Source organism: Paenibacillus sp. J31P13 (genome assembly GCF_056269295.1).
Genome location: NZ_JBWDNR010000001.1, coordinates 911,923 through 936,614 on the forward strand (window position 1 = coordinate 911,923; position 24,692 = coordinate 936,614).

Sequence of the window (24,692 nt, forward strand, 5' to 3'; positions counted from 1 at the left end):
TTATACAATGGAAACGATTTATCAAATGCTGTTAGCCGCTATCTCTTCAGGCACCCCTCTATTATTCGCGACGCTTGGAGGCATTTTGATTGAACGTTCCGGCACTATTCAGCTTGGTGCTGAAGGATTGATGCTGATGGGAGCTGTTACAGCTTGTATGACCTATCTGCAAACGGGAAGCTTGGTCATTACTTTGCTAGCCGTATGTGGAGTAAGTATCTTGCTTGGCCTCGCTCACGCCTTTTTATGTGTAACACTGCGAGCGAATCAGATTGTTTGCGGACTGGCTATGACTTTATTCGGTGCGGGCCTTAGTGCTTACTTAGGAAAGCCGATTAGCGGAATTCCTGTGAATGGTGCGGTACCCAAGCTGGATATGCCATGGCTTGAGGCTGTTCCTTTTATTGGCAGACTATATGCTCATCTTGATTTATTAACGTGGTTAAGCTTCTTACTGGTTATCGGACTTCATCTTTATATCCATCGCACATCATGGGGGCTTCATTTACGAGCAATTGGCGACAATCCGGCTACAGCTGATGTAATGGGGATACGCGTGCAAATGTTTCGATACGGATATGTCATCATCGGTTCAATCTTGATCGGAATAGCAGGTGCAGATTTATTGCTCGTGTATTCTCCAACCTGGACGGAAGGAATGACATCGGGAAGAGGTTGGATTGCAGTTGCATTAATTATTTTCGCAAGATGGAATCCGATTCGGGCTTTGTTCTGTGCTTATTTCTTCGGTGCGCTTGATATGCTAGGCTTCCGCATTCAATTGATTGGAAGCGAAATTCCATCCTACTTCTTGAAGATGATTCCGTATCTGCTAACGATTATTGTTCTAATGTTCCTAGGCTGGCGAAATCGCAATAAACCATCAGGCTCACCTGAATCGCTGGGTACTCCCTATATTCGAGAGCAACGATTCTAAAAATGCATAATGGAGGGGATCAGGATGGATAGAAGCAAGCAGGAGACCATGACGACTCCTCTAGTGTGGCAGCCGCAAACAGCAGCGGATGCATGGCGTTACAAGCAAGCCTACGGCCTAGAGAGTGTATATGTTTCAGGAGGAACATTGCTTCGAACGCAATGGGAGGCGGGAACCGTACAATTGCCTAGGCATCTCATTGATTTAAGTCATATTCAAGGATTGAAGGAGATTCGAATTGGCGGATGTGGACTAATCGTCGGAGGTCAGACCTTACTGCAGGATTGTCGAATGAATTCACTTCTGCAAAGACATTTCCCAATGATAACGGAATCGATTCGCGTCATTGCAGCACCATCGATTCGCAATCTAGCAACAATTGGGGGCAATATTACCTCGTTTATCGGAGATGCCATACCGGCATTACTTGCCTATGATGCCACAATTAATTGGTTTAACGGGGTATCAGAGGAGCAAGAAAAATTAGCTGATTGGATGAGGGTGTCCAATATGCCTGGTTTCCGAAATGAGAGACTACTGCTGAGCCTTGAGATTCCGATCTCTCAGAGCGAGGCGCTAGTGGAGGCTGGGCTCCAGGATGCTGCGATTTCGAAAATGAAGCGTTTCAGCGCTTACCATAAAGTTGGTCGTCGTGAAGCTTTTACACCTTCGGTCGTTACCGCCGCGGTAAGAGGCACCATCACTGAAACAAATGTTTTACATGAGTTTCGGCTAGCAGTCGGTGGTGGTCAGACCCTTGCTAAGCGATTCCATGACCTAGAGAAAGAAGTAGAAGGATGCATCGTTGACGAAGCGCTGCTGAGACATGTATACAACAGAATTTTTGAGCTCTATGAACCGCGAGCAGACCTGCTTGCTTCAGCTTCTTATCGCAAACAGACAGCAGCTAATTTAATCGTAATGGAGCTTTGGAAAGCAGTCAGCGGCTATACACCGCAGGGAGGATGAAGCTTATGCTGTTAAACCGCGAAAGCAGCGGCGGACGTTGGAGAGTTCGCCCTGATGGACCTCCTAAAGTAACAGGTCGCTTAGCCTATTTAACGGATATGACGAGAGATGACATGTTATATGGTCTAGTTCTCCGTAGTGAGCACCCGCATGCGAGAATCCTATCCATTCATACGGAGAAGGCAAAGCAGTTGCCTGGCGTTCACGCAGTGCTTACTTATTCGGATATTCCGGGATTGAATGCTTACGGAATTGCGCATCCCGATCAGCCGGTCTTATGTCATGATTTGGTGAGATACGTAGGAGATGCTCTTGCAACGGTAGCGGCAGAAACTCTGGCCATTGCACAGCAAGCGCTTGAATTAATAGAAATCGACTACGAGGTGCTGCCTACCGTTGATGATCCAGAGCAAGCGCTCCTGAAGGATGCTCCTCAGCTTCATCCCGGCGGTAATGCGATGCATCGCACGACATTCAGTAGAGGTGACATCGGAGAAGGCTTCAAGCAATGCACTCATATTATAGAAGAAACTTATTATACACCTCGTCAAATGCACACCTATATGGAAACAGAAGGCGGCCTCTTTATCCCAGGGATTGACGGTCGATTGACAGCCTTTTCACCAACTCAGCACGGTTATATGGATCGTATGCAATTATCCCGTATTCTTGCGATATCAGAAAAGGATATTCGTATTGTTTCCAGTCCAATAGGTGGATCATTTGGCGGCAAAGATGAGATGAATGTTCAACCTTATGGCGCACTTCTTGCTATTACCACTGGTAAGCCTATTAAGATGCATAACTCAAGGTGGGAATCTGTAAGATCGGGATTAAAACGGCATCCTATGAAAATTTCAATGAAGACAGGAACCGATAATAATGGCGTTTTGATCGCGCATGAGGTTCGAATTGTTTCGGATGCTGGTCCTTATTCGACTCTCAGTGCGGAGGTCCTTAATTTTGCAACAGAGCATGTAATTGGACCTTACAAGTATAGACATTTGGATGTAAGTGGTGTTTCAGTTTTTACTAATAATGGTATGTCAGGTGAGTTCCGTGGATTCGGCGGTAATCAGGCTATATTTGCAATTGAAGGGCAACTGGATCGTCTGGCTGAGAAGATTGGTGTGGACCCTTGGGAATTCCGAAAGCTCAATATGCGCGAAGCAAATGATTTGGGACCGTTCGATCAGCCTATCGCTATGACTGAAGGCGCTGCACAGGTATGGGAAGCAATTGAAGCCTGCCACTTGTGGCAGGAGAGAAATGGTATTCCTAACAACATATCAGAGCCATGGATTAAAACGGGTATTGGGGCAGCCTTCACTATGCATGGCGCAGGTCTGGGGTTTGGTATTCCAGATCCGGCTGGCGGACGCCTGCAGCTTGCGGCGGATGGGAAAATCGAAGCGGTATTCGGCTATGAGGAAGTTGGGCAAGGACTGATTGCGTCACTGGAGCAAATGCTTATCGAACAGTATGGCGTTGCTGCAGATGATATTCGAATCATTATTGGAGATACCGACGTTGTTCCCGAGAGCGGTTCTACAACAGCATCAAGAGCGACAGCGATGATGTGGAAATCATTGCAAAGGCTGCGGGCTCCATTCATAGAGAAAATGCTGGATAGGGCAACACCGCTGCTAGGAAAGTCAATTAGTCAGCTTCGTCTGGGTGAAGGCGGAATACGCAGTCTAGCGAATGATGAGCTGCTGTTGTCATATCCGGAGCTTGCGAGAGCTAAAGGTGAGCCTGTTAAATGCGAGACCGCTTTTCATTTTCCTGTATCCCAAACGAATAGAGTAGGTGCTCATTTCATGTACACTTATTCAGCAGTCGCGGTGAAGATAGAGCTTAATACGCTTACTGGAAGAGTAAAGGTGCTGCAAGAGTATCATGTTGTTGCTGCAGGTCCGGTTATAAATCCACAAGGCTATCTTGGACAGATTGAAGGCGGCAGCAGTATGGCGCTAGGATTTACACTTACTGAAGATGCTGTTATGGAGAAAGGACATTACATCACTCGTAATTTGGATACGTATCTCGTACCGACCATTGTGGATCAAAGCGGATTAGTTGAGGTGCAGGCCATTGAGGATTTGCCGGAAAATGATGATTACGGTCCGCGAGGTATTGGTGAGGTAGGCTCCGTCACCCTAGCCCCGGCAATTGCAGCAGCAATCCGTCAAGCATGTGGAAAATGGGTTGTGAAATTACCCGTTGATCCAGGCTTTCTGCAGGAAGTGCCATTTTTTCTCACTAAGGAGTGAACGGATATGAGCAAAAAAGCTGCGGAAGTTCAAACGCCGTTTGCGTTGCAATGCTCCATTAATGGAGAAGAAAAGACAATTCAAACCGCTCCTTCTGAGAGACTGCTAACGATTTTGAGAAATGATCTTACGCTAACGGGAACGAAACGTTCCTGTGAAATCGGACGCTGCGGAGCATGTATGGTGCTCATAGAGGGGCGGGCTGTTAATTCTTGTTTGACGATGGCTTATCAATGCTCTGGCAAACAAATTACAACTATAGAGGGTGTATCTGCGAAAGGGATTGATCCGATTCAGCAAGCTTTTCTTGATGAAGGGGGCTTTCAATGCGGATACTGTACGCCGGGAATGATTGTTTCAGTTAAAGCTCTGCTTGATCAGAATCCAAATCCTTCAGACGAAGAAATTGCTGAGGGGTTATCAGGAAATATATGCCGCTGTACGGGCTATGGGGGTATACGGCGAGCCGTTAAGCAGGCAATTGAAGGGAGAAGAATGGCATATGACAAAGAAAATTGATCATTTATATTACTTGCAGCGCTGTGTTGAAGTGTCTTGGCAGGCAAGAAAGTCAGGGAACACACCGTTCGGCGCTCTACTCGTAAATCGAGCGGGAGAAATTGTATTGGAGCAAGGAAATGTCGAAATTACAGAGCGGAATTGTACGGGGCATGCAGAAAGAACACTTATGGCTGAAGCCTCCAAGCATTATTCGAGAGAAGAGCTATGGGAGTTCACACTTTACACCAGTGCTGAACCTTGTGCAATGTGTGCGGGATCTATTTATTGGGGAAATGTAGGAACCGTTGTGTATGGTATTTCGGAGAAAAGATTAGCTCAGCTGACAGGTGATGATGAACAGAACCCAACGCTTGATTTGCCTTGCCGAATCGTATTCGAAAATGGACGCAAGCCTGTTGAAGTAATCGGGCCATTTCTGGAAATTGAAGAAGCCGCAGTTGCTGCTCACGAGGGGTACTGGTCATGAAAATAACGTTAGATCAAATAAATGAGAGCAGTCACGAGCAGTTTATCGAACTTTTGGGGTCGGTGTTTGAACATTCTCCTTGGGTAGCTGCAGGCGCGTGGGGAACACGTCCATTTGCTAGCGTTAAATCTCTTCACATGGCGATGATGAATGTCGTACGGGAATCTCGGGCAGAGGCAATCATCGATTTGATAAGATCTCATCCTGACTTAGGTACACGTCTTGCCATTGGGGAATATTCGACCAGGGAACAGCAAGGTGCTGGGTTAGATCAGCTAACAACAGAGGAATATGAACATCTTGTTCAATTGAATGAGACGTATGTCAAATCCTATGGCTTTCCTTTTATTTTGGCAGTGCGAGGTAAAACGAAGGAAGATATTTTGGTTGCAATGGAATCTAGGATTTGGAATACAACAAGTGAGGAAACAGAGCAAGCGCTTATAGAAATTGAGAAAATCGCAGGCTTTCGCTTAAATGATCTCATTTTACAATAGAGAAGGGATAGATTTGGATGATGAAACTAGACAGCGGCAGAACACTTTATTATGGAAAAGGGGATGTTTTTTGCTATCGGACGTATGCAACCCCCTTGTCGGTTGCATCTATACCAGAATCACCTTATAAAGGTGATACAAATGTAATTTTCGCTCATAATATTACGTTCTCAGTGAGCAGTGAAGTTCTTCTTACTTCTTTTACAGAGGGTGATAATACGAAAGTAGTTGCAACTGATTCCATGAAAAACTTCATATTACGAGAAACAGCTCGTTATGAAGGGAGTACCACTGAAGGATTGCTCGCATTCCTTGCTAAGCGGTTCTTGGATCGTTACCCGCACATGGATGCGATTGAAATAAGTGCTGATCGGATGCCGTTCAACTCGGTAACCGTTACAGAAGGAAGCGGATGGAGCGACAGCCAGCTCGTATTTCGGCGCTCTCACAATGAACATGCCAGCGCAGCATTGAAATGGATTCGCACGCCAGATGGCGTACAGCTTGCTGAGCAAGAAAGCGCCTTGTCCCATATTCAGCTTATAAAAGTTAGCGGCAGCTCATTTTATGGTTTCGTACGTGATGAGTATACAACTCTGCCAGAGAGCTATGATCGTCCTTTATTTATATTCCTTGATATTTTCTGGACGTATACCGATGCGGAGGACGCTTTTGACAGTAAACGCAGTCGTTATGTTGCTTCTGAACAAATTCATGATCTTACTCATACCATCTTCCATTCCGAAAATACGCCATCCATTCAATATTTAATTTATCAAATTGGTCACTGCATTCTTTCAAGCTTTCCACAGCTCTCAGAGGTTCGTTTCCAATCCAACAACCGTACTTGGGAGACAATTGTAGAACCGGATGATCCTAGTTCAGCAGGTGTATATACGGAACCGCGTCCTCCTTATGGATTCCAAGGCTTTACCATGACGAGAGATGATCTGATAGATGGGCATGATGAACAATGAGCGGGCGAATAACGACTCATGTGCTTGATCTTGCAGGCGGCAGGGCGGTTGTCGGAATTGCGATTGAGCTCTGGTTTTTAGGGGATGATGTTAGGGGGGCTTCTACAGCCTCTGAGCTTATCGGGACATTTAAAACCAATCATGATGGTCGTGTCGATCGTCCTTTACTGGAGGGTGTTGCTTTAAAGGCGGGTGTCTATGAGTTAATATTCGCAGCGGGAGACTATTTCCGAAGATCTAATCATTTGGCAGGAATTAGTGATAGCTTATTTGATTTTATTCCTATACAATTCCGTGTTATGGACAAAAACGCCCATTATCATGTACCCTTAATAGTTGCGCCTGGCGGTTATAGCACGTATCGCGGAACGTAAAAAGGGTGAAAAGCATGAGCGGTGCTCATGCGGATGATTTGAAGGAGAGGAGGGGCTTTTGCAATGACAGAATGGAACGAACGACTATTAGTAGAGCGAGCTCTATTGGAACGCATGCCTAAGGTGGATCTGCATGTGCATCTGGATGGCAGTGTATTGCCTGATACATTAAAGGAGCTCGCTTTCGAGCAAAAGAAACCTCTGCCATTAATGTCGGATATGGAGCTTCTGTCTCATATGCAGGTAGATGAGAATTGCTTAAACTTAAAGCAATATCTAGACAAGTTTAGCTTTGTCATCCCTTACCTGCAGACAGGAGCAGCGCTTGAGCTCGTCGCTTATGAGGTCGTGGAACAAGCTGCAAGGGAGCATGTGAAATATATCGAGGTTCGGTTTGCGCCGCAATTGCACCGATTGAATGGTTTGAGTGTTCATGATGTCATCCATCATGTGGTTAAGGGCTTAAAGCGCGGCGAGGAATCCTTTGGTACTATTGCGCGCGCTATTACAATTTGCTTGCGTAGTCATTCTCATGAGTTGAATGTGGAAGTTGTTGAAGAGGCTGCTCTGTTTCATGGAAAAGGCGTCGTTGCGGTAGATTTGGCAGGAGATGAGGCTTCTTTTCCAGCGGAGTTATTTCATAATCTCTTCCAATCTGCTCAGCTGTTAGGTTTACCGATTACGATACATGCGGGAGAAGCGGCTGGAGCGGAAAACGTGGAGGTTGCTATTACGGGTCTAGGAGCGGTGCGGATCGGACATGGCGTGCGAATGCTAGAGGATCCGGCAGTTGTTGAGCTTGTGAAGGAACGTAGAATTCCACTCGAAATGTGTCCGCTTAGCAATATTCAGACGAAGGCAGTTACGGACTGGATTTCCTATCCCATTCGTCAATATTTGGATCAAGGAATCGTCGTTACTGTCAACACGGACAATATGACGGTATCAGATACAACCCTTCGGAAGGAGTATGAGCTTCTGATGGAGCATTGTGGTCTAACGTTAGTCGATATTGCAGCGATTATTAGAAACGGTGTGCGAGCAGCTTTTTTAGAGGATGGGGAGAAACAAAGGCTTCTGGAGCAGTTCGAGCGCGATTTTGATTTATTGGGTTTAGGGGCTTAAAAGAACTGTGAATGTAGATCAAACGAATCGTAAGAGTCACAAGAGTAGTATGTGTTTGAGTTTTAGGTATGCGAAAGAGCTATTGCGTCTTATTGAAGACGTAATGTGCTCTTTTTTATATCTTTTTTAAAATGATGCCGTAAATGATATAATAATTTATTAATTCTCTCGAATACATTTACGTTTGCAGAGCATCAAACGATTGATTCGGCAACAATAAATCTGCTAATTGTGTAGCTATGTGAATGTGGTGATGCAGTTAAGTGAGATTAATTATAATGTTAATTTATTTGTGATTCACAGAAATAGGTAAATATTTAGATTGTGAAAAAACAAGGTGGTGTAAGCATGGGAGATACATTAGAAAGGGCACAAGAGCTGTTCACAGCTTATTATGGCAGTTATTTTCAAATGCACCGAGCTGGTCATTATGAAGAGTACAAAACGTATGAGATTTCCAAAGATACTGAGAGCGAGTGGATTTCGGAAATGATCGCGATGCGTACAAAAGAGCTCTCTATCAGAGATTGGACTGCGGTGCTGGAATTGTTGTCCATTGCAAAAAATAATGCAGATAGCCGGATTTTGGACAATGTCATTAGCTTTACAGATCGGCATCTGATGTCGTCAGACAGCATGGTGAAGCTCATGTATGCTGAAAATATAATCGAGATCATCAAATGCGTGCGTGAAAAGAGTTCAATTGAGTTATTACATAAATCTTATAAAGTCACAGCCCTCCTTCTTCAAAATATTATAACAAAGCCTCTTATCCTTGATCCCGGTCATGAGCTTGCATTGTTCAACCTAAGAGATAAGAAATCCTTGAATCAAAGGGCTCAAAATAATATCGATGTTATCAAAAGCTTTTTAGAATAGTTCATACACAGATCATTTATGAATAGGTTACATACATTTTTTCCCTCTAAAGAAGGATTGTTAACATATTTGTTTAAATATAATACTTATATTAACTTTTAGACAAATAGGGGGATAAAATATGTTTAAGCTTTTAGATGGAACGTTGGAGGAAGCAGGAGTGAATTCATCTGGCGTTGATCGAATTCGCACAGCTGCATCGCAAATGGTGAGGGATGGGATTACGCCTGCACAAGTCGTTTTTGCGGCAAGAAATGGAATTGTGCTCGTCCATCAAGCGGATGGGAAATATGGACCTGCAGAACAATCCGCTGAATTAACGGTCCAAGCACTGTTTCCGCTTTGTTCGATTACGAAGGTGTTTACGGCAACTGCAGTTATGATGCTAGTGGAACAAGGGAAGGTTGGGTTAAATCGGCCTGTCGCAGATTATATTCCAGAATTTAGCGGTGTGGGCAAAGAAAAGGTTCTTGTGCATCACCTACTATCCCATACTTCGGGAATGAATGCAGATGCTCTAAGTACGCATTTTCATGAGAAATGGGATACGATTGATCTTCCTTTTTGTCCAGCAAATCAGGATGCTCATACGCATAAGAGATTATATTATGGTTTTGACGCAGCCCTACAGACTGAGCCTGGGAAAGTGATGTCTTATTTAGGCTACGGCTATGATTTGCTGGGTGAAATCATTAGGCGGGTGAGCGGTCTAGCACATCAGGACTTTGTAAAGGGAAATATCTTCATACCATTAGGAATGGAAAATTCCTTCTATCATGTACCTATGGAAGTTCGTGATCGAGTTGTTCGTCGTTCAATGGATGCTCCTTGTGCAGAATGGATTGAAACGGATATGGCACTCGATTCTGTTTCTGCTGGCGGTGGCGCATATGCAACGGCATATGATTTAGCTGTCTTTGGACAAATGTTTTTGAATGGCGGTCAATATAATGGTACTCGCATTCTTAGTCCTATAACAGTGAGGGAAATGACTAGAAATCAAATTCCTGGCGTTTCCTCCCATTACAGAGATGAGGTATTTCCAGAAGCATTTTGGGGATATGGCTGGGCTATTAATGGGACCAAACGAGACGGAGGAGATTTATTCTCACCGGTTGCCTATTCGCATTGGGGTGCTGCTGGACCATTTATCTGCGTTGATCCTGTATATAAGACAGTAACCGTCCATTTATCGGTAGAGCTCAATCATGAAAAGCCTTTTAAAAATATGTATGTAGATTATTTCAATAATACGGTTTTGGCATCCATTGAAAATTTAGCATTAAGCTAATTATATGATAAATAAAGAGATGTGAGATTTTAACCCTATTCATACAATGGAATGGATGGAAAATTGAGAGTCACTGCGTCGTTCTGAAGACGACTGGTGCTCTCTTTTTTTATGTTCGGCAAGCTAACTTTTTGCAGGTAAGGCTTCAGTACAATCAAAATCAGAGCGAATTTCATCAACTAGTAATAGAGAAGGTTATAGGGTTAGGGGAAGGTATTGAGGAGATGGACTAAAATGCTAGAAAATGATAGCAGATCAAAATTATATAGAGGAAGTGCAGGCTGTTCATCTAGTCATTGTTCATGTTCGGGTGGTTTAAGCTGCAACGGAACCCGGAAGACTGGAGCAACTGGAGCAACCGGAGCGACAGGGGCAACAGGAGTTGCAGGACCGACAGGAGCCACGGGGTCAACAGGAGTTGCGGGACCGACAGGAGCCACGGGAGCAACAGGAGTTGCAGGTCTGACAGGTGCGACGGGAGCTACGGGGTCAACAGGAGTTGCGGGTCCGACAGGAGCCACGGGAGCAACAGGAGTTGCAGGTCCGACAGGGGCGACGGGTGCAACAGGAGTTGCGGGTCCGACAGGTGCGACGGGAGCAACAGGAGTTGCGGGTCCGACAGGAGCCACGGGGTCAACAGGAGTTGCGGGTCCGACAGGAGCGACGGGAGCAACAGGAGTTGTGGGACCGACAGGAGCGACGGGAGCAACAGGAGTTGCGGGACCGACAGGAGCGACGGGAGCAACAGGAGTTGCGGGACCGACAGGAGCGACGGGAGCAACAGGAGTTGCGGGACCGACAGGAACGACGGGAGCAACAGGAGTTGCGGGACCGACAGGAGCCACGGGGGCAACAGGAGTTGCAGGACCGACAGGTCCAACAGGAGCCACGGGAGCAACAGGAGTTGCGGGTCCGACAGGAGCGACGGGAGCAACAGGAGTTGCGGGTCCGACAGGAGCCACGGGTTCAACAGGAGTTGCGGGTCCGACAGGAGCGGCGGGGTCAACAGGAGTTGCAGGTCTGACAGGTGCGACGGGAGCTACGGGGTCAACAGGAGTTGCGGGTCCAACTGGAGCCACGGGAGCGACAGGAGCAACAGGAGTTACGGGGTCAACAGGAGCAACAGGAGTTACGGGACCGACTGGTGCAACGGGAGCAACCGGTACTACAGGACCGAACTTTGCTACAGAAGGGTTTTCTGCTTATTTGGCTACTTTAATCGTATCTGCCAGCGGTCAATTTACGAACTGGTCGGTAGCGAGCCCTTATTATGGTCATGCGAATTTTAATCCAGTAACTGGTAATTTTACAATTCCGGTAACTGGAAGATACACGATTTTAGCGACTGTCAACTACTCAACCACAGCAGCTATCGGCGTATCTCTTGGCGGGGGGATTAATCCATTTTTCCTTGTGCAAAGAACATCACCTACAACGACGAGTTTAGTAACCGGACTATTACCTATATTGAATGTTAATATTGCTTTAGTTTTAACATTAAGAGCGGTTCTCGGGAATGGAACCGTTACGCTAGCAGGTGAGGTTACACTAAATGCAGGTGATGTGATTGGGCTTTACTATAATGCAAACGGCTTGACTATCGCATTAAACTTAGGCAGCGGCGCGACAAACGGAGTCGTTTGGTCTATGCATGAAATAACTTAATGTTTTCTCTAAGAGTCTAAATAATGATTTAGACTCTCAAAAAATAGGCATATACCTCCTTTTCAAAATAAAGATAGATAATGTTTAACCATGTGATGTGATATTACATTTAATATAAGTAAGGATCTGAAAATATGTTTTTTGGAAGAGGGGGAGAGTGCTGAAGAGGAGAATTTGCTCCAGAAAAGAAGCACTATTGTCATTGATGATCGTTCACATTGTGAACTCCTCTTTTACTAAAAGAAAAAAACGCAAAATGAATTGTCCCATTAAGAAAAAACGTTGCAAACATCATGTGAAAAAAAGAAAATGCTGTCCTATATTTCCATGTCCTCCAAAACGCTGTCACAGACCAAGGCCAAGGCCGAGACCTTGTCCATGTCCGAAACCATGCCATTGCCCGAAACCTTGTCCAAAGCCATGTCCAAAGCCTTATCCACAACCATATCCTGTTCCTTGCTGTATTGATCCTATAGATCCAGTAAAACCCGGCTATACAACCGTGGACAAAGAATGCTGCGGCAATATATTCATTCAAGGAAACAAGATGGAGATACCGATATGGGAAGCAGATGCTGCGACGAATGTTGTACTAGTGCAGATTAGTATTTATTCTAGTCCAACGAGTTCTGATTTGTTAGAAGTTGAAATTGATGGTGTGGAACCGAAACATATCTCTGTCATGCCGGGCAATACAAGGAATTATATTGGCAAAGGTATTAATTCTATCAAAGTATCAGCTCAAGGAAATGAGTTCACATATGTAGAGGGGAAATATAATATTTCATCGACTATAGCGTTGCGTGCAAATTCAGCTCCCATCGATGAACAATAATAAAGGTGGTTTTCCACATTGTTGGAAGAACCACCTTGTCATATGTTTGTCATTTTTTATGAAATACATACAAATAAACTATAGGGTATAGCGTACGGTAATACAGAACTCTCCTTGTGCAGCTCCTGTGGAAGTTAATGAGATGTTATCGAAACGTCTTACTGTGAAAGTTGCGCTGCCTCCTACAGGAATGACAACGGTTTGAATTGCTGCAACGATGCCTGTTTTGAAGAAGTTCAGCGTCAAAGTACCTGTTCCGGTTTCGTACGTAACATAACCCGTACCGCTAATTGTTTGTGATATATTATCCGTATAAATAAGTTGGGTACCGGCAGCTGCTAATGAAAAACTTGTACATACTTTATCTTGCACTACGATTTTCTCTGAGCAACAACTTAATGTTGATGTTGATTCACACATATAGGGCTATCCCTCCTTATGGTTTTCTATTTATTGAACGGGGTAACGGGTAGTAATACAGAATTCCCCTTGATAAGTACCAGCTGTTGCTAGCGGTAATGTTAATTGGATAACAGAGAATCGTCTGTACGTAAAAGCTAGACTGGAGCCTGGTGTCAGTGTAATGGTAGCAGGGTTAATAGGCGTCCCGGTGCTATCTAGAAAATCAAGTGTTATGGGACCAGGACCGATGTCATATTGCACATATCCCGTACCAACAATATTTTGATTGATGTTATTCGTAAAAACAACAACTTCAACATCAGCGACAGCAGCATCTGGAACTGTACCGCTCCAAGGAGTACATACTTTATCTTGAACGAAATCTTTATCAGGACAGCAACTTAACGCAGTACTAGTGTTATTACATCCCATAGATAAGAACCTCCTATTTGTAATTTCTAAATAGTTAATGCAGAGGGCAACTTGCTCGTGTGGACATCTGCCTTATTTTCATATATTAATAATTTTGTTCATGTGAAAAGGATGGATAACGGCGTTTTTGGCTCATTTTTAATTGTTTTTGGAACAATGTAGAAAAACTAGGTATGGTACGAATTGCTTATTTTAGAGATAGATTTGATACTGGGCAAATAGTAAAATGAAGAAGTAAATATGGACGAACGATAATTGGAATGCGAGGGTTTAAGTAATGAGCGTAAGTGAAAAAGATCAAATAATGTTAGTTCAAGTGAATCCCTATGATGATGATTTACATATGCTCATAATGAAGCTAGATAAATACCTACTCCAGCAATATCCAGTAGAAGAGGTATTTGTGGTTGATTTTACAGATGCTGCTAAAGTGAATGACATGATATTTATCGTTGCTTATTTAGATAACATTCCTGTGGGGTGCGGCGCGATTAGGCAGCTTGATGAGCGATCAACAGAGCTGAAAAGATTTTTTGTAGATGAGCCTTATCGAAATAGAGGAATTGCAAAAATGATTTTGAAAGAGTTGGAGTCGAGAGCGAAGGCTTTACATTTTAAAACGATTAAGCTGGAAGCTGGAGAAGAACAACCGGAGGCTATCAGCTTCTATAAGAAGCATGGTTATGTATTAATCGGAAAATTCGGAGAATACGTAAATAGCGAGAGCAGTGTTTGCTATGAGAAGATCATTGCAGAATAGACGCAGGGAGGATATTGAATTGGAATGACGAATTTCAATAATTTAACAATAGTTTCCTTTTAAGGAGTGATTATCGTCAAATTAAAGTCATCTCAAGTCTACCTGCAGTTTATTATTTCACTTGCAACTGGATTGATTTTTACCGTTAATCAATTTATTAATGTCTATGCCAATGATGATCTAATGTCGCTCGGATTTTTCTTTTTCTTAGCAGGCGTTATATTGCTTGCACTTCTAATCATCGTCATCGTTGAACTCTTAATGAAAAGCAAAATGGTTATCCAAGTGAAAATTATAAGTAAATATAAAAATTCTATTTATGCCCTTCGTGCGGATGGAAAGGTGAAAAGGTATGGGAATTTCTCTCCCGAAGAATTGGAGAAAATTATTCCTGAACAGGTTGTTGAGCTTACTTTAGGCGAAATGACAAAGATCCCACTTCATCTGAAAAACATTTCTGTTGAAAAGTTTAACTAACTTTTAAAAGTTGATAATTTTCAGCCATATCGTTTAGTATAAGGTAATAACTGCAAAGCAAATAGGTAAAGTGGAATGAACAACTAGGAGGAACAGCATGTCAAACTTAATGCAAAATAAAATAATCGTCGTTATGGGTGTAGCAAATGAACGGAGTATTGCCTGGGGTGTTGCAAAAACACTTCATAATCAAGGCGCAAAGCTTATATTTACTTATCGCAAAGATAGATCTCTAGAAAAGCTAAAGAAGCTACTGGACCAACATGGAATGGAAGCATTGCAAACTGTATCCTGTGACGTACTGAATGATGAGAGCGTTGTTGCTGCTTTTGCAGATATTGAGAAAACGACTGGAATCATTCATGGAGTCGTCCATTCCGTCGCTTTTGCTGATAAGGATGAGTTGCAAGGGGAGTATGTGGATACAACCAGAGAAGGTTATTTACTTGCTCAAAACTCAAGTGCGTATTCCTTAGTTGCTGTTTCTCGTGAAGCGAAGAGATTGATGACGGAAGGCGGCAGCATCGTTACTCAAACCTACATTGGCGCTGAGCGCGTTGTAAGGAACTACAATGTAATGGGCGTTGCGAAGGCAGCTCTTGAAGCAAGCGTGAAGTATTTGGCAGAAGATCTCGGGAAATACGGCATTCGTGTAAATGCGGTTTCGGCAGGCCCTATCCGGACTCTAGCTGCCAAAGGCGTATCTGGCTTTAATGACATCATGTCCACGATTGAAGAAAAAGCACCGCTTCGTCGCAATATAGACCAAGAAGAAGTTGGCGATGCGACGATGTTCTTGCTTAGTCATTTGTCGAGAGGCGTAACCGGCGATGTGCTTCATGTTGATGCGGGTTATCATATTATGGCTTTGTAAAAAAAGGAATGAAAATAAAGAGCTCTCCCGAGAAACGGTTTTTACAACCTTTTCCAGGAGAGCTTTTTGTTTATTTGCTATTCAATGCTTCTTTAATATCCTTATTAATGGATGCAACATCCACGTTCTCTAATGCTGAATCCTTCAATTTATATTTCGATTTTAAATGCAGAATACGGTAGATGCTCTTATCTAACGTTTCTATGGAAATTGTACCGTCTTCCACGCTTTTCTTTAAAGACTTCAGAACTTTGGTTTGGAGCTCATAGTCATGTCCAACAAGTAAGATGTCACTGCCTGCAAGGACAGACCTGACAGCAGCCTCACCAATATCATTGTTTTTTGTTATTCCACCCATGGTCATGTCATCCGTGATAATGACACCGTTATATTTTAGTGTATTTCGTAATAAATCTGTGATGATCTTCTTAGATAAGGAAGCGGGGTTTTGATCGTCAATTTTCGGAATGAGCAAGTGAGCGATCATAATGGCATCTACATCCTCTTCAATGGCTTCCATGAAAGGGAGGAGCTCAAACGATTCCAATTCCTTTAAGCTTTTATTTACTACGGGCAATTCTAGATGGGAATCAACCGAAGTGTCGCCATGGCCTGGAAAATGCTTTACAACCGCAGCTACATCATTATGTTGTATTCCTTTCATTGTTGCAATTCCATGTTTGATGACCGTGTCAGGATCAGAGCCGAATGAACGACTGCCGATAACAGGATTTTTCGGATTGCTATTAATATCAAGTACAGGAGCAAAGTCCATATTAAAGCCAAGGCCTTGAATCATCTCACCCAATGCTAATCCAATTTGATGTGAGTAATCGGAGTTGTCCATGCGTCCAATTTGTTGAGCAGCAGGAAATTTTGCGAATTCGAGAGGGACACGGCTAACCTTGCCGCCTTCTTGATCTATACTTAGCCATAATGGTGTTTGACTGGCTTGGTGTTGATTTTGTGCTTTAAGCTGATTAAGCAAAGTCATAGTTTGCTTAGCATCCACTATATTATCTTTATATAAAATAAACCCGCCTACATGATAGCTGTCGATCATTTCTTTGGCATCGGCTGCCATCGTCGTTCCTTCAAGCCCGACAATAACCATCTGACCGATTTTTTCATCGGTAGACATTTTGGAGATTCGTTCTTTTATTGGATCACTCGGTTCTGGCGTCGCTTCAACAGATGCGTTCCCAGTTGTCGTTGGTGTTATTTCATTTTCAATATTTGTTGATTGTTTGCTACAGCTTACTAATATAGAACAAATGAAAAATAAGGTTAACAGCTTTGATATCTTCTGATTCATCGATCATCACTCCCTGTTTGTAATATCCCCGCATCGAGGATGCAACATACCCAAATTAATCTTCAACAAGCATATTATATATTAAATGAAGGGAGGCTTGTCTTTTGTTTTTTGGTGTGCTATACTACGTTTATAAACAAATTAAACCTTGAATTCGCATATTGATAAGGGTGATCATTTGTATGGTACCTTTATCAATATGTGATTTTTAGTTTCGTACAAAAAAAACATGTTAAATAAATTATTGGAGGTTTTTATAATGGAAAAAGGCACAGTTAAATGGTTCAACGCAGAAAAAGGTTTCGGTTTTATCGAGGTTGAAGGTGGAAATGACGTATTCGTACATTTCTCCGCAATCCAAGGCGAAGGTTTCAAATCTCTTGACGAAGGTCAACAAGTTGAGTTCAACGTAACTCAAGGCAACCGTGGACCACAAGCAGAAAACGTTGTAAAACTGTAGTTTACAGTTTAAAGCCCTTAACTTTTGTTAAGGGCTTTTTTTTATAGATCGAAGGAGGAATGGACTATGTATTTTCGAAGAAAATCGTTAGATGAAACTCCTCAAGAAGACACAATGATTTGGACTTGTGAGAATGAAGGCTGTAATAGCTGGATTCGTGATAATTTCGCTTTTGATTATGTACCTGCTTGTCATCAATGTTCGTCTCCAATGGTTAGCAGTGTAAGAATGCTTCCAACAATTAATAATAACAACAAAGATATGAAGGAATTAAAAAAAGGCAGACAGATCATGTAGTAATCTGCCGCCTTCTATATGAATAAGTGTAATCAACCGTGAAGCAGCGGTTTTTTTTCTGCCTAAAATCAGGCTTGCTCCTTATAAACCGTATGCATCAACCCAAGCCTTTAGAAATTTTAGCTTTCCATCAAAATAATTGTCATCCTGCCAAGCTCCCCAAATGCCGCTATTACTCGTATGAAGCCCCATTAACCATAGCTGTCTTGCAACAATGAAGACGGGAATACTATCCAGATCAGCCTGATTGAGTGGTCTTTCCTTCTGATAAGCACCGATAAATGCGTCCCAACATTCATCTTTAAAGTCTTCCTTTTCTGATTTGCCATGAACGCGATCCCACAGAAATACAGATAGATCATAAGAGCGCCAGCCGATTCCGCAGCAATCGAAATCAAAGTGTGTTAAGCCGCCGTCCTCTGAGTGGAAAACGTTCCAGCCATGCAAATCACCGTGACAGACACCCCAATCAAGATTCTCCTTGGAGTCCAGAATGCGAGTAGTCAATCGCTCAGATAAATCGATAACAAACTGAGTATCAGCAGGTCGATGCTTTAAAAAAGGTAGCATATGCTGAAGCGGATCTTGTAGCAGATGATTGGTGTCTAGCAGGAACCGATTATGCTTTGGCATATAGCTGTCCATCGCATCGTGCATAAGAGCGATGGAGTGACCATAATTGATGCTTGATTCAAGATCGCCTTTACCTATACCTTCTGCGAAAGTAAATAAAGCTGCATAACGTTTCCCTTCAGGTGCGTCAATTTCCGTCACAAGCTCACCATCCTTCCGAGCAAGAGGATAGGAGATTGGAATCCCATAATCCTTCAGGTGCAATAACAAATCAAGCTCAAAGCGTATATCGGATTCTGAGCGCCACTTATATTTATAAATGCGTAAGATGAATGTTCCTAGCTCTGTGTCCACGCTATACGTATCATTCAACCCATTTGAAACGAATTTGGTTTGTATAGGCGTACCTATTTCATAGATGCTGGTTATTTTACTGAAAAGTGCGTCTTTATCAAAAACGGTATGTCCTGCAGGAATATGCATCTAGAGAAACCACCTTTTCATTTCTATCTTGAGGTCTTAGTCATACTTTCATCCTAACGGAATAATGGCTATATGAGGATGGAATTTATAGTTATAATCATTTTTTACCAGATTCTATTTAGAAAAAGGGCATTCATGGTAGAATGTTGAAAAGATGCATTGGGTGTTTTGCTGTGCAACAAATATGTATTCATAGACGTTATGTAATTATTATTGGAATGATTTTACATGAAATTCACCCATCTAATAAGGAAGTAAGGTGAAAAATGTTTGTTAAATTAATGAGTTTGCTGCCTAGGGATTTACTTGTATATCTATATAAGCATACGCCATTTGTCGGCTTGAAAAACTGGATTGTATATCGTGCGCAGCATAAGTTTCTTGTTGCGGTACTAGGCATTTTTACAAATGAAGATGGAAAGATTCTATTGCTGAAGCATGTGTACAGAAGGGAGCCATGGGGAATACCTGGCGGCTGGATGGAGCTTGAGACGCCTGAGGCTGGACTTGAGCGAGAAGTTTTCGAGGAAACAGGTCTTACGGTTCAAATTACCGGTTTAGCAAAGGCACTCTATAATCGAAATCCTAATCGAGTTGATTTGATATTTAGAGGCAAGGTCATAGGAGGAACGTTTCAAGCCTGCAGTGAAATTTCGGAAATTTGTTATTGTCATCTCGGTGATTGGCCTTCAGGCATGCCTGTCTCTCAGCAAAAATTGCTTGAGAGCTTACTTAAATAAGCGTTATAATCCGAGAATCTAACATTTGTTTTTTTAAAATACTGGGGGTTATCCATATGGCTGAAGTGAAAATAATGAAATTGGATTCTGAAATAAATGAGACTTTTTCATTGCTAAAACAATTACGTCCACACCTTCTGGAGGAGCAATATGTAGAAAAAATCAAAAATTTTCAGACTCAATTTGGCTATACATTAGTGAGTGTTGTGGATGAGGGGCAAGTGAAAGCCGCAGCAGGGTTTAGAATAACTGAGTCACTAGCATGGGGGAAGTTTCTGTATGTGGATGATCTGATCACAGACCAAAACAGTCGATCCAAAGGATACGCCAAACTTCTATTTGACTGGCTCGAAAGGGAGGCAGAAAACGCTGGATGTCAGCAATTCCATCTGGACTCAGGTACGCAGCGCTATGATGCCCACAGATTTTATCTGAATCGTAAAATGGATATCACCGCTCATCATTTTCAGAGGAATATGTAGCTGAGCTTCTAGAGTTTAACGTGCTATAACAATGTGAATGATTGGGGGGAATGAAAAATGAATAGAGAGAAGATTCATGAAATTGCTTATAAAGCAATGGGCAAACGAAAATCACATCTTCAAAGAGAAAAAGGCTTTGTTTACTACCATACACACAGAGTAGCCAAGCTATCCATCCATTTAAGAAAACGATTATTCCCAGATGATGCGACCAAAGATGATGTCATCTATGCAGCCGCACTCTTCCATGATGTAACCAAAGGCATTGAGCCTCATGCTGTTACAGGTGCTCATCTAGTAAAGTCACTTCTAGCAAATGAATGCACAGCAGAAGAGCTAGAGCTTATTTCCGAAATTATTTTATTACATAATACTAGATTGCAAAAGGATCTACCGTTTTACATTAAAATTGTGCAAGATGCTGATGTTCTTGATCATTTTGGCTCCATGGAGGTATGGTTGAACTTTCAATATCAAGCGCATGAGGAAGGGAATGTTTTTGATTCTATCCAGCACTGGGAAAGTGAAGAACATAAGAACTACCTAGAAGCTTCACGTAAGAGCTTGAATTATGAGCTATCCAGGGAGATATTCCATCAAAAAGAACTATTTCAATTCGCATTTCTTGAAAGATTTGTGTTGGAGATGAACGGAGAAATAGAATGAATGCAAGAGCTAGATCCAAAAAGCTATATTCTACAATTGGGATTATAGGACTTATACTTGCTTTTATTTTCTTGATGTTTATGCTGAGTAAAGAAAAATCACTTTCCGTTGTAGCATTTAACGATAATTTTTCGGCTGATGAGATCTATTTTGGAATGGATGAAGCTGAATTGATCAAAGCTTGGGGAAAAGGCGAGTATCAAGAAGGCTTTGGCGGTCATTTTCGGAAATATAAAGAGAAAGCCATTAAAATTGGTATAGCAGGCGACTCCGATCATGATTTATATGGATCGATTAGTTCTATTCAGTTCACGAATACCAATTACAGTATATTTGATGTTAAGATCGGGGACCCCATTGAAGCATCCGAGCATAAGCTCGCAATAGCTGGATTTGAAAATAACACGTCAAAGCATTTTACCAATGGGGAGTGGGTGGTACAATTGACTGGCAAAGAAACGATTGATTACATTCAAATTTATTTTGAGGATAAGGACCTTCGGGATAGACAGTATTAACAAAATAAATCGAATAGGAGATTATCCTTTGATGACACCCAAGCATATTATTTCAGCTGCGGCTATTATTTTGAATGACAACAATGAAATATTGCTTATTAAAGGTCCAAGAAGAGGCTGGGAAATGCCAGGAGGGCAAGTGGAGGAAGGGGAGTCGCTTGCTTGTGCTGCGATAAGAGAGACGAAGGAAGAAGCGGGAATTGATATAGAGATCATAAAATTTTGCGGAATATTTCAGAATGTGGGCAACAGCATTTGCAATACTTTATTTCTTGCTAAACATGTGAGTGGCGTTCCTATGGTAACGGAAGAGGCATTAGAGGTTGGATTTTTTAAAATAGAAGAGGCTTTAAAATTAGTAACTTGGAAAAATTTCAAAGAGAGAATTGAGAAATGTTTAGATTCGGGTTCTCATCCATTCTGTGTAGAATTTAATTACGAGAACGGTGGAGATGATAAAAATGGATAGTGAATGTTTAGGGTGTAAAATAGCGAATAGGCTTATAGATGTTCATATTGTCTATGAGGATGACTTCATTACATGCGTCCTAGACATTGCTCCTTTTAATGAAGGGCATGTTCTCATTTTACCGAAAGAACACTATCTTGATGTCGATGAAATCACGGACACCACATTAAGCGCTATTATGGATGCATCTGTGAGAATGACACGGGTGATAAAAAAGGTCTACCAACCGGATGGTATTACGATCTGTCAAAATGGCGGTATATTTAACGACCTTAATCATTATCATATGCATATTATTCCGCGCTATGCCGATGATGGTTTTACTTGGTCAGAGCCTATTCTAGACCATGGTGCTGGCTCAAGGCTGGCGGATACGAAGCAAAGATTGATAGCAGGTCTTTCACAATAATGGCTCTCTTTAATTGAAGTAGTTTTTTGAAGTGAAGTAATCATTATTATTGATAAGGAAGCGGTGACCTTTCGTGCATATTCCTTTTAAACAATTTCTAATTAGTGATGATAGTAGCTTATTGCAAATCGAGACCATAAAACAGTTATTGTCGAATTCTTATTGGGCGAACAAAAGATCTGAGGCTAAAGTAGAAAAGTCGATTCAAAATTCCATTTGTTATGGCGTGTATGTTGAAAGCGGCAAGCAAGTGGGTTTTGCTAGAGTCGTAACGGATCATGCTACGATGTATTGGTTATGTGATGTCATTATTGATGAAGCATATCGGGGTCAGGGAATTGGAAAGAAGCTTGTGGAGAGCTTGACCACGTCCGATGAACTGAAGGATTTGCTAGGATTATTAGGAACAAAGGATGCACATGAGCTGTACGAGCAATATGAGTTTGAAGCGGATCGGGAGCGTATGATGAGAAGAATACCAGATTATTTACGCAACATGAAGCTTTAGTTCCGAATACATAGTCTAATAAATGAGCAGAACGGTTGCTTGTGCAGTCATTATAGGGTATTTTTCTTATAAGAGTTCTTACATAGAAAATTACAGAATAGAGGAATCACGTTGAAATTCAGACCTTGTATAGATTTGCATGATGGAAAAGTAAAACAAATTGTTGGTGAAACGCTTAATACAGAAATTATAGAAAACTTTGTATCGAAGCATGATTCAGCCCATTACGCTGAGCTGTTCAAACAAGATCGTTTGACTGGCGGTCATGTCATTATGCTTGGCAGCGGGAATGAGAATGCTGCGATCAGTGCGCTGCAACAATATCGAGGCGGCTTGCAAATTGGCGGAGGCATTACAGCAGATAACGCAGCTTCCTATTTGGAGCATGGCGCTTCTCATGTAATTGTGACGTCATACATTTTCAAAGACGGTAAGCTAAATGAGGAGCATTTGGCGAAAATGGTAGCTGAAGTAGGCGTAGATCGTCTTGTTATTGATTTAAGCTGCAAAGAGAAGGATGGCAAATGGTTTGTCGTAACGAATCAATGGAAGCAATACAGCGATTTTGAAGTGAATCAAGAAAATATTCAATATCTTGAGCAATATTGTAATGAATTTCTTGTCCATGCTGTCGATGTGGAAGGCAAGCAGCGTGGTATTCAAGAGAGCTTGGTCAGTGCGCTTGCAGGCTGGGTAACCATTCCAACAACGTATGCCGGCGGCGCGAGATCCCTAGCGGATATGGAACAATTCGACAAGTTGTCTAATGGGAAATTAGACCTTACGATAGGCAGCGCGCTTGATATTTTTGGCGGTAATCTCTCGTACGAAGAGGTTGTAGCTTATAGCAGGCAAAAACAATTATAAAAGCGAGCGTGATCCATGCGATTCAAAAAAACGGTTATGATTCTAGTTTCGCTAGTTCTGTTGCTCGGTTTTTTAGAGTATAAAGGTCTGATTTGGCATAATAGTGTTTTTGCTATGAAATATAAGGTTAGAGGACTGGATGTTTCCCATTATCAGGGGAATATAGACTGGAAGACAGTTGCGGATTCTAAGAATTATCAGTTCGTTTATATGAAAGCTACAGAAGGTCATGATTATACAGATGATACCTTTCAGACAAATTGGCAGCAGGCCAAGGACAACGGATTACTGGTTGGCGCCTATCATTTTTTCTCTACAAGGAGTAAAGGTGAAGAGCAGGCAGAGCATTTTATTTCTATTGTTCCAAGTGAAGAGACAAGTATGCCGCCTGTCATTGACATCGAGATAGCATTAACACATGATGCTGCAGTCATTCAAAAAGAGTTAAAAGCGATGAGTGACAAGCTTGAATCGTTCTATCATAAGAAGCCCATTTTGTATGTAACTTATGATACCTACAATAACTATGTGGCAAATGGATTCGAGGATTATGAAATTTGGATTCGTGATATTGTAAAATACCCAACTCTGAAGGGGAAGAGGGATTGGGAATTTTGGCAATATTGCAATCGAGGCAGAGTTAAGGGCATTGATGCTTATGTAGATATTAATGTTTTTGATGGCAATCAGGCGCAATTTGATAAGAGGTATGTGGGGGCACAGCAGCTATGAGAACGGATCACTATGCATTATTATATCAATTTTTAAAATGGGCAGGCGATCAGTCCCATATAGCGGGGATTGCATTAGTTGGCCCTTGTGCAAGCGACGAGGATGAAGAAGAATCGGATATGAATTTTATTATCATCTCGGACAAGAAGTCCAAAACATTTGATGCCATACTTAATAGCTTTCCATTTAATCCAATTGAGCAAGCGACCAAGGATGAATGGGGATCACTTCTATCCTTGCGCATTCTCTATGTGAATGGTTTAGAAGCAGAGTATGGGATTGTCGAAGAGAATTGGCTTAATGAGCCATTTGATGAGACCTTCGCAGAAGTGCTTTTGCGTGGATTTAAAATCATTTGGGAACGCGAGGAGCTTTTCCAGCCCATTACTTCGTTTATTTCCAGACATAAGTAACCTAT

Annotated in this window: 32 protein-coding genes; 28 read left to right on the forward strand and 4 right to left on the reverse strand. The window is 42.2% G+C overall.

Features of this window, described 5'->3' with window-relative positions; genetic code table 11:
* The first annotated feature begins 7 nt into the window (after window positions 1-7).
* The 13 genes from AC0YOD_RS04085 to AC0YOD_RS04145 all read left to right on the forward strand — a co-directional run bounded on the left by AC0YOD_RS04085 (window position 8) and on the right by AC0YOD_RS04145 (window position 12,810).
* Entirely contained in the window at window positions 8-937 is a 930-nt protein-coding gene (locus AC0YOD_RS04085) for an ABC transporter permease (protein ID WP_475797948.1), read from the forward strand.
* 24 nt (window positions 938-961) lie between these two features.
* On the forward strand, window positions 962-1,906 hold the full coding sequence (locus AC0YOD_RS04090; RefSeq protein ID WP_475797949.1) for an FAD binding domain-containing protein: 945 nt from the start codon (window positions 962-964) through the stop codon (window positions 1,904-1,906).
* Window positions 1,907-1,911: 5 nt separating this feature from the next.
* Entirely contained in the window at window positions 1,912-4,179 is a 2,268-nt protein-coding gene (gene pucD, locus AC0YOD_RS04095; RefSeq protein WP_475797950.1) for a xanthine dehydrogenase subunit D, read from the forward strand.
* A 6-nt stretch (window positions 4,180-4,185) separates the two neighbouring features.
* The gene (locus AC0YOD_RS04100; protein WP_475797951.1) at window positions 4,186-4,698 is read left to right on the forward strand and encodes a (2Fe-2S)-binding protein; all 513 of its coding nucleotides are present in this window, start codon (window positions 4,186-4,188) and stop codon (window positions 4,696-4,698) included.
* Window positions 4,682-5,167, forward strand: a complete 486-nt coding sequence (locus tag AC0YOD_RS04105; RefSeq protein ID WP_475797952.1) for a nucleoside deaminase — start codon at window positions 4,682-4,684, stop codon at window positions 5,165-5,167. The genes AC0YOD_RS04100 and AC0YOD_RS04105 overlap by 17 nt, the downstream gene beginning before the upstream one ends.
* Window positions 5,164-5,664: a 2-oxo-4-hydroxy-4-carboxy-5-ureidoimidazoline decarboxylase gene (gene uraD / locus AC0YOD_RS04110; RefSeq protein ID WP_475797953.1), complete on the forward strand. Its 501-nt coding sequence runs from the start codon at window positions 5,164-5,166 to the stop codon at window positions 5,662-5,664. Before AC0YOD_RS04105 ends, uraD begins: the two co-directional genes overlap by 4 nt.
* 17 nt (window positions 5,665-5,681) lie before the next feature.
* On the forward strand, window positions 5,682-6,641 hold the full coding sequence (pucL, locus tag AC0YOD_RS04115) for a factor-independent urate hydroxylase (RefSeq protein ID WP_475797954.1): 960 nt from the start codon (window positions 5,682-5,684) through the stop codon (window positions 6,639-6,641).
* On the forward strand, window positions 6,638-7,015 hold the full coding sequence (gene uraH / locus AC0YOD_RS04120; protein WP_475797955.1) for a hydroxyisourate hydrolase: 378 nt from the start codon (window positions 6,638-6,640) through the stop codon (window positions 7,013-7,015). The genes pucL and uraH overlap by 4 nt, the downstream gene beginning before the upstream one ends.
* A gap of 63 nt (window positions 7,016-7,078) precedes the next feature.
* Window positions 7,079-8,140 (forward strand): adenosine deaminase, encoded by a 1,062-nt coding sequence (gene add, locus AC0YOD_RS04125; protein WP_475797956.1) that lies wholly within the window; start codon window positions 7,079-7,081, stop codon window positions 8,138-8,140.
* 348 nt (window positions 8,141-8,488) lie between these two features.
* Window positions 8,489-9,019 (forward strand): hypothetical protein, encoded by a 531-nt coding sequence (locus AC0YOD_RS04130; RefSeq protein WP_475797957.1) that lies wholly within the window; start codon window positions 8,489-8,491, stop codon window positions 9,017-9,019.
* Window positions 9,020-9,140: 121 nt separating this feature from the next.
* Complete coding sequence (locus AC0YOD_RS04135) at window positions 9,141-10,310, forward strand: serine hydrolase domain-containing protein (protein WP_475797958.1); 1,170 nt, start codon at window positions 9,141-9,143, stop codon at window positions 10,308-10,310.
* 234 nt (window positions 10,311-10,544) lie between these two features.
* On the forward strand, window positions 10,545-11,975 hold the full coding sequence (locus AC0YOD_RS04140; RefSeq protein WP_475797959.1) for a collagen-like domain-containing protein: 1,431 nt from the start codon (window positions 10,545-10,547) through the stop codon (window positions 11,973-11,975).
* A gap of 256 nt (window positions 11,976-12,231) precedes the next feature.
* Entirely contained in the window at window positions 12,232-12,810 is a 579-nt protein-coding gene (locus AC0YOD_RS04145) for an S-Ena type endospore appendage (protein WP_475798363.1), read from the forward strand.
* A 78-nt stretch (window positions 12,811-12,888) separates the two neighbouring features.
* On the opposite strand, the gene AC0YOD_RS04150 is transcribed toward AC0YOD_RS04145, so the two are convergent.
* Together AC0YOD_RS04150 and AC0YOD_RS04155 are read right to left on the reverse strand one after the other, a co-directional pair.
* The gene (locus AC0YOD_RS04150) at window positions 12,889-13,230 is read right to left on the reverse strand and encodes a DUF3992 domain-containing protein (RefSeq protein ID WP_475797960.1); all 342 of its coding nucleotides are present in this window, start codon (window positions 13,228-13,230) and stop codon (window positions 12,889-12,891) included.
* Window positions 13,231-13,260: 30 nt separating this feature from the next.
* Window positions 13,261-13,644 (reverse strand): DUF3992 domain-containing protein, encoded by a 384-nt coding sequence (locus tag AC0YOD_RS04155; RefSeq protein WP_475797961.1) that lies wholly within the window; start codon window positions 13,642-13,644, stop codon window positions 13,261-13,263.
* 277 nt (window positions 13,645-13,921) lie between these two features.
* Here AC0YOD_RS04155 and AC0YOD_RS04160 point away from each other — a divergent pair, with 277 nt between their 5' ends.
* The 3 genes from AC0YOD_RS04160 (at window position 13,922) to fabI (ending at window position 15,755) form a co-directional block, all read left to right on the forward strand.
* A complete protein-coding gene (locus AC0YOD_RS04160; protein ID WP_475797962.1) occupies window positions 13,922-14,404 on the forward strand; it encodes a GNAT family N-acetyltransferase in 483 nt (160 codons plus the stop codon).
* Window positions 14,405-14,470: 66 nt separating this feature from the next.
* Window positions 14,471-14,881 carry a hypothetical protein gene (locus AC0YOD_RS04165; protein ID WP_475797963.1) on the forward strand — a complete coding sequence of 137 codons (411 nt, stop codon included), beginning with the start codon at window positions 14,471-14,473 and terminating at the stop codon, window positions 14,879-14,881.
* 97 nt (window positions 14,882-14,978) lie between these two features.
* The gene (fabI, locus tag AC0YOD_RS04170) at window positions 14,979-15,755 is read left to right on the forward strand and encodes an enoyl-ACP reductase FabI (RefSeq protein WP_475797964.1); all 777 of its coding nucleotides are present in this window, start codon (window positions 14,979-14,981) and stop codon (window positions 15,753-15,755) included.
* A 70-nt stretch (window positions 15,756-15,825) separates the two neighbouring features.
* Here fabI and nagZ read toward each other — a convergent pair whose 3' ends face one another.
* A complete protein-coding gene (gene nagZ, locus AC0YOD_RS04175; protein ID WP_475797965.1) occupies window positions 15,826-17,070 on the reverse strand; it encodes a beta-N-acetylhexosaminidase in 1,245 nt (414 codons plus the stop codon).
* 259 nt (window positions 17,071-17,329) lie between these two features.
* Here nagZ and AC0YOD_RS04180 point away from each other — a divergent pair, with 259 nt between their 5' ends.
* Together AC0YOD_RS04180 and AC0YOD_RS04185 are read left to right on the forward strand one after the other, a co-directional pair.
* On the forward strand, window positions 17,330-17,530 hold the full coding sequence (locus AC0YOD_RS04180) for a cold-shock protein (RefSeq protein ID WP_102711779.1): 201 nt from the start codon (window positions 17,330-17,332) through the stop codon (window positions 17,528-17,530).
* 66 nt (window positions 17,531-17,596) lie between these two features.
* The gene (locus AC0YOD_RS04185) at window positions 17,597-17,827 is read left to right on the forward strand and encodes a cold-shock protein (RefSeq protein ID WP_475797966.1); all 231 of its coding nucleotides are present in this window, start codon (window positions 17,597-17,599) and stop codon (window positions 17,825-17,827) included.
* An 81-nt stretch (window positions 17,828-17,908) separates the two neighbouring features.
* On the opposite strand, the gene AC0YOD_RS04190 is transcribed toward AC0YOD_RS04185, so the two are convergent.
* On the reverse strand, window positions 17,909-18,883 hold the full coding sequence (locus AC0YOD_RS04190; RefSeq protein ID WP_475797967.1) for a phosphotransferase enzyme family protein: 975 nt from the start codon (window positions 18,881-18,883) through the stop codon (window positions 17,909-17,911).
* Window positions 18,884-19,149: 266 nt separating this feature from the next.
* On the opposite strand from AC0YOD_RS04190, the gene AC0YOD_RS04195 reads away from it, so the two are divergent.
* From AC0YOD_RS04195 to AC0YOD_RS04240, 10 genes are all read left to right on the forward strand, one after another.
* Window positions 19,150-19,623 carry an NUDIX hydrolase gene (locus AC0YOD_RS04195; protein ID WP_475797968.1) on the forward strand — a complete coding sequence of 158 codons (474 nt, stop codon included), beginning with the start codon at window positions 19,150-19,152 and terminating at the stop codon, window positions 19,621-19,623.
* Window positions 19,624-19,679: 56 nt separating this feature from the next.
* Window positions 19,680-20,105, forward strand: coding sequence for a GNAT family N-acetyltransferase (locus AC0YOD_RS04200; RefSeq protein ID WP_475797969.1), 426 nt, complete (start codon window positions 19,680-19,682; stop codon window positions 20,103-20,105).
* 57 nt (window positions 20,106-20,162) lie between these two features.
* Complete coding sequence (locus AC0YOD_RS04205) at window positions 20,163-20,771, forward strand: HD domain-containing protein (protein ID WP_475797970.1); 609 nt, start codon at window positions 20,163-20,165, stop codon at window positions 20,769-20,771.
* Window positions 20,768-21,289 carry a hypothetical protein gene (locus tag AC0YOD_RS04210; protein ID WP_475797971.1) on the forward strand — a complete coding sequence of 174 codons (522 nt, stop codon included), beginning with the start codon at window positions 20,768-20,770 and terminating at the stop codon, window positions 21,287-21,289. The genes AC0YOD_RS04205 and AC0YOD_RS04210 overlap by 4 nt, the downstream gene beginning before the upstream one ends.
* A 31-nt stretch (window positions 21,290-21,320) precedes the next feature.
* The gene (locus tag AC0YOD_RS04215; protein WP_475797972.1) at window positions 21,321-21,758 is read left to right on the forward strand and encodes an NUDIX hydrolase; all 438 of its coding nucleotides are present in this window, start codon (window positions 21,321-21,323) and stop codon (window positions 21,756-21,758) included.
* Window positions 21,742-22,167, forward strand: a complete 426-nt coding sequence (locus AC0YOD_RS04220; RefSeq protein ID WP_475797973.1) for an HIT family protein — start codon at window positions 21,742-21,744, stop codon at window positions 22,165-22,167. The genes AC0YOD_RS04215 and AC0YOD_RS04220 overlap by 17 nt, the downstream gene beginning before the upstream one ends.
* A gap of 148 nt (window positions 22,168-22,315) precedes the next feature.
* A complete protein-coding gene (locus AC0YOD_RS04225) occupies window positions 22,316-22,675 on the forward strand; it encodes a GNAT family N-acetyltransferase (protein ID WP_475797974.1) in 360 nt (119 codons plus the stop codon).
* Between the two features lie 111 nt (window positions 22,676-22,786).
* The gene (hisA, locus tag AC0YOD_RS04230) at window positions 22,787-23,542 is read left to right on the forward strand and encodes a phosphoribosylformimino-5-aminoimidazole carboxamide ribotide isomerase (RefSeq protein ID WP_475797975.1); all 756 of its coding nucleotides are present in this window, start codon (window positions 22,787-22,789) and stop codon (window positions 23,540-23,542) included.
* A gap of 15 nt (window positions 23,543-23,557) precedes the next feature.
* On the forward strand, window positions 23,558-24,274 hold the full coding sequence (locus tag AC0YOD_RS04235) for a GH25 family lysozyme (RefSeq protein ID WP_475797976.1): 717 nt from the start codon (window positions 23,558-23,560) through the stop codon (window positions 24,272-24,274).
* On the forward strand, window positions 24,271-24,687 hold the full coding sequence (locus tag AC0YOD_RS04240) for a hypothetical protein (protein ID WP_475797977.1): 417 nt from the start codon (window positions 24,271-24,273) through the stop codon (window positions 24,685-24,687). Before AC0YOD_RS04235 ends, AC0YOD_RS04240 begins: the two co-directional genes overlap by 4 nt.
* The last annotated feature ends 5 nt before the right edge of the window (window positions 24,688-24,692 follow it).

Bases quoted from the DNA above. Each gene is read 5' to 3' on its own strand.
- AC0YOD_RS04085 (WP_475797948.1), top strand. From the start codon at position 8: ATGGAAACGATTTATCAAATGCTGTTAGCCGCTATCTCTTCAGGCACC.
- AC0YOD_RS04090 (WP_475797949.1), top strand. From the start codon at position 962: ATGGATAGAAGCAAGCAGGAGACCATGACGACTCCTCTAGTGTGGCAG.
- pucD (WP_475797950.1), top strand. From the start codon at position 1,912: ATGCTGTTAAACCGCGAAAGCAGCGGCGGACGTTGGAGAGTTCGCCCT.
- AC0YOD_RS04100 (WP_475797951.1), top strand. From the start codon at position 4,186: ATGAGCAAAAAAGCTGCGGAAGTTCAAACGCCGTTTGCGTTGCAATGC.
- AC0YOD_RS04105 (WP_475797952.1), top strand. From the start codon at position 4,682: ATGACAAAGAAAATTGATCATTTATATTACTTGCAGCGCTGTGTTGAA.
- uraD (WP_475797953.1), top strand. From the start codon at position 5,164: ATGAAAATAACGTTAGATCAAATAAATGAGAGCAGTCACGAGCAGTTT.
- pucL (WP_475797954.1), top strand. From the start codon at position 5,682: ATGATGAAACTAGACAGCGGCAGAACACTTTATTATGGAAAAGGGGAT.
- uraH (WP_475797955.1), top strand. From the start codon at position 6,638: ATGAGCGGGCGAATAACGACTCATGTGCTTGATCTTGCAGGCGGCAGG.
- add (WP_475797956.1), top strand. From the start codon at position 7,079: ATGACAGAATGGAACGAACGACTATTAGTAGAGCGAGCTCTATTGGAA.
- AC0YOD_RS04130 (WP_475797957.1), top strand. From the start codon at position 8,489: ATGGGAGATACATTAGAAAGGGCACAAGAGCTGTTCACAGCTTATTAT.
- AC0YOD_RS04135 (WP_475797958.1), top strand. From the start codon at position 9,141: ATGTTTAAGCTTTTAGATGGAACGTTGGAGGAAGCAGGAGTGAATTCA.
- AC0YOD_RS04140 (WP_475797959.1), top strand. From the start codon at position 10,545: ATGCTAGAAAATGATAGCAGATCAAAATTATATAGAGGAAGTGCAGGC.
- AC0YOD_RS04145 (WP_475798363.1), top strand. From the start codon at position 12,232: ATGAATTGTCCCATTAAGAAAAAACGTTGCAAACATCATGTGAAAAAA.
- AC0YOD_RS04150 (WP_475797960.1), bottom strand. From the start codon at position 13,230: ATGTGTGAATCAACATCAACATTAAGTTGTTGCTCAGAGAAAATCGTA.
- AC0YOD_RS04155 (WP_475797961.1), bottom strand. From the start codon at position 13,644: ATGGGATGTAATAACACTAGTACTGCGTTAAGTTGCTGTCCTGATAAA.
- AC0YOD_RS04160 (WP_475797962.1), top strand. From the start codon at position 13,922: ATGAGCGTAAGTGAAAAAGATCAAATAATGTTAGTTCAAGTGAATCCC.
- fabI (WP_475797964.1), top strand. From the start codon at position 14,979: ATGTCAAACTTAATGCAAAATAAAATAATCGTCGTTATGGGTGTAGCA.
- nagZ (WP_475797965.1), bottom strand. From the start codon at position 17,070: ATGAATCAGAAGATATCAAAGCTGTTAACCTTATTTTTCATTTGTTCT.
- AC0YOD_RS04180 (WP_102711779.1), top strand. From the start codon at position 17,330: ATGGAAAAAGGCACAGTTAAATGGTTCAACGCAGAAAAAGGTTTCGGT.
- AC0YOD_RS04185 (WP_475797966.1), top strand. From the start codon at position 17,597: ATGTATTTTCGAAGAAAATCGTTAGATGAAACTCCTCAAGAAGACACA.
- AC0YOD_RS04190 (WP_475797967.1), bottom strand. From the start codon at position 18,883: ATGCATATTCCTGCAGGACATACCGTTTTTGATAAAGACGCACTTTTC.
- AC0YOD_RS04195 (WP_475797968.1), top strand. From the start codon at position 19,150: ATGTTTGTTAAATTAATGAGTTTGCTGCCTAGGGATTTACTTGTATAT.
- AC0YOD_RS04200 (WP_475797969.1), top strand. From the start codon at position 19,680: ATGGCTGAAGTGAAAATAATGAAATTGGATTCTGAAATAAATGAGACT.
- AC0YOD_RS04205 (WP_475797970.1), top strand. From the start codon at position 20,163: ATGAATAGAGAGAAGATTCATGAAATTGCTTATAAAGCAATGGGCAAA.
- AC0YOD_RS04210 (WP_475797971.1), top strand. From the start codon at position 20,768: ATGAATGCAAGAGCTAGATCCAAAAAGCTATATTCTACAATTGGGATT.
- AC0YOD_RS04215 (WP_475797972.1), top strand. From the start codon at position 21,321: ATGACACCCAAGCATATTATTTCAGCTGCGGCTATTATTTTGAATGAC.
- AC0YOD_RS04220 (WP_475797973.1), top strand. From the start codon at position 21,742: ATGATAAAAATGGATAGTGAATGTTTAGGGTGTAAAATAGCGAATAGG.
- AC0YOD_RS04235 (WP_475797976.1), top strand. From the start codon at position 23,558: ATGCGATTCAAAAAAACGGTTATGATTCTAGTTTCGCTAGTTCTGTTG.
- AC0YOD_RS04240 (WP_475797977.1), top strand. From the start codon at position 24,271: ATGAGAACGGATCACTATGCATTATTATATCAATTTTTAAAATGGGCA.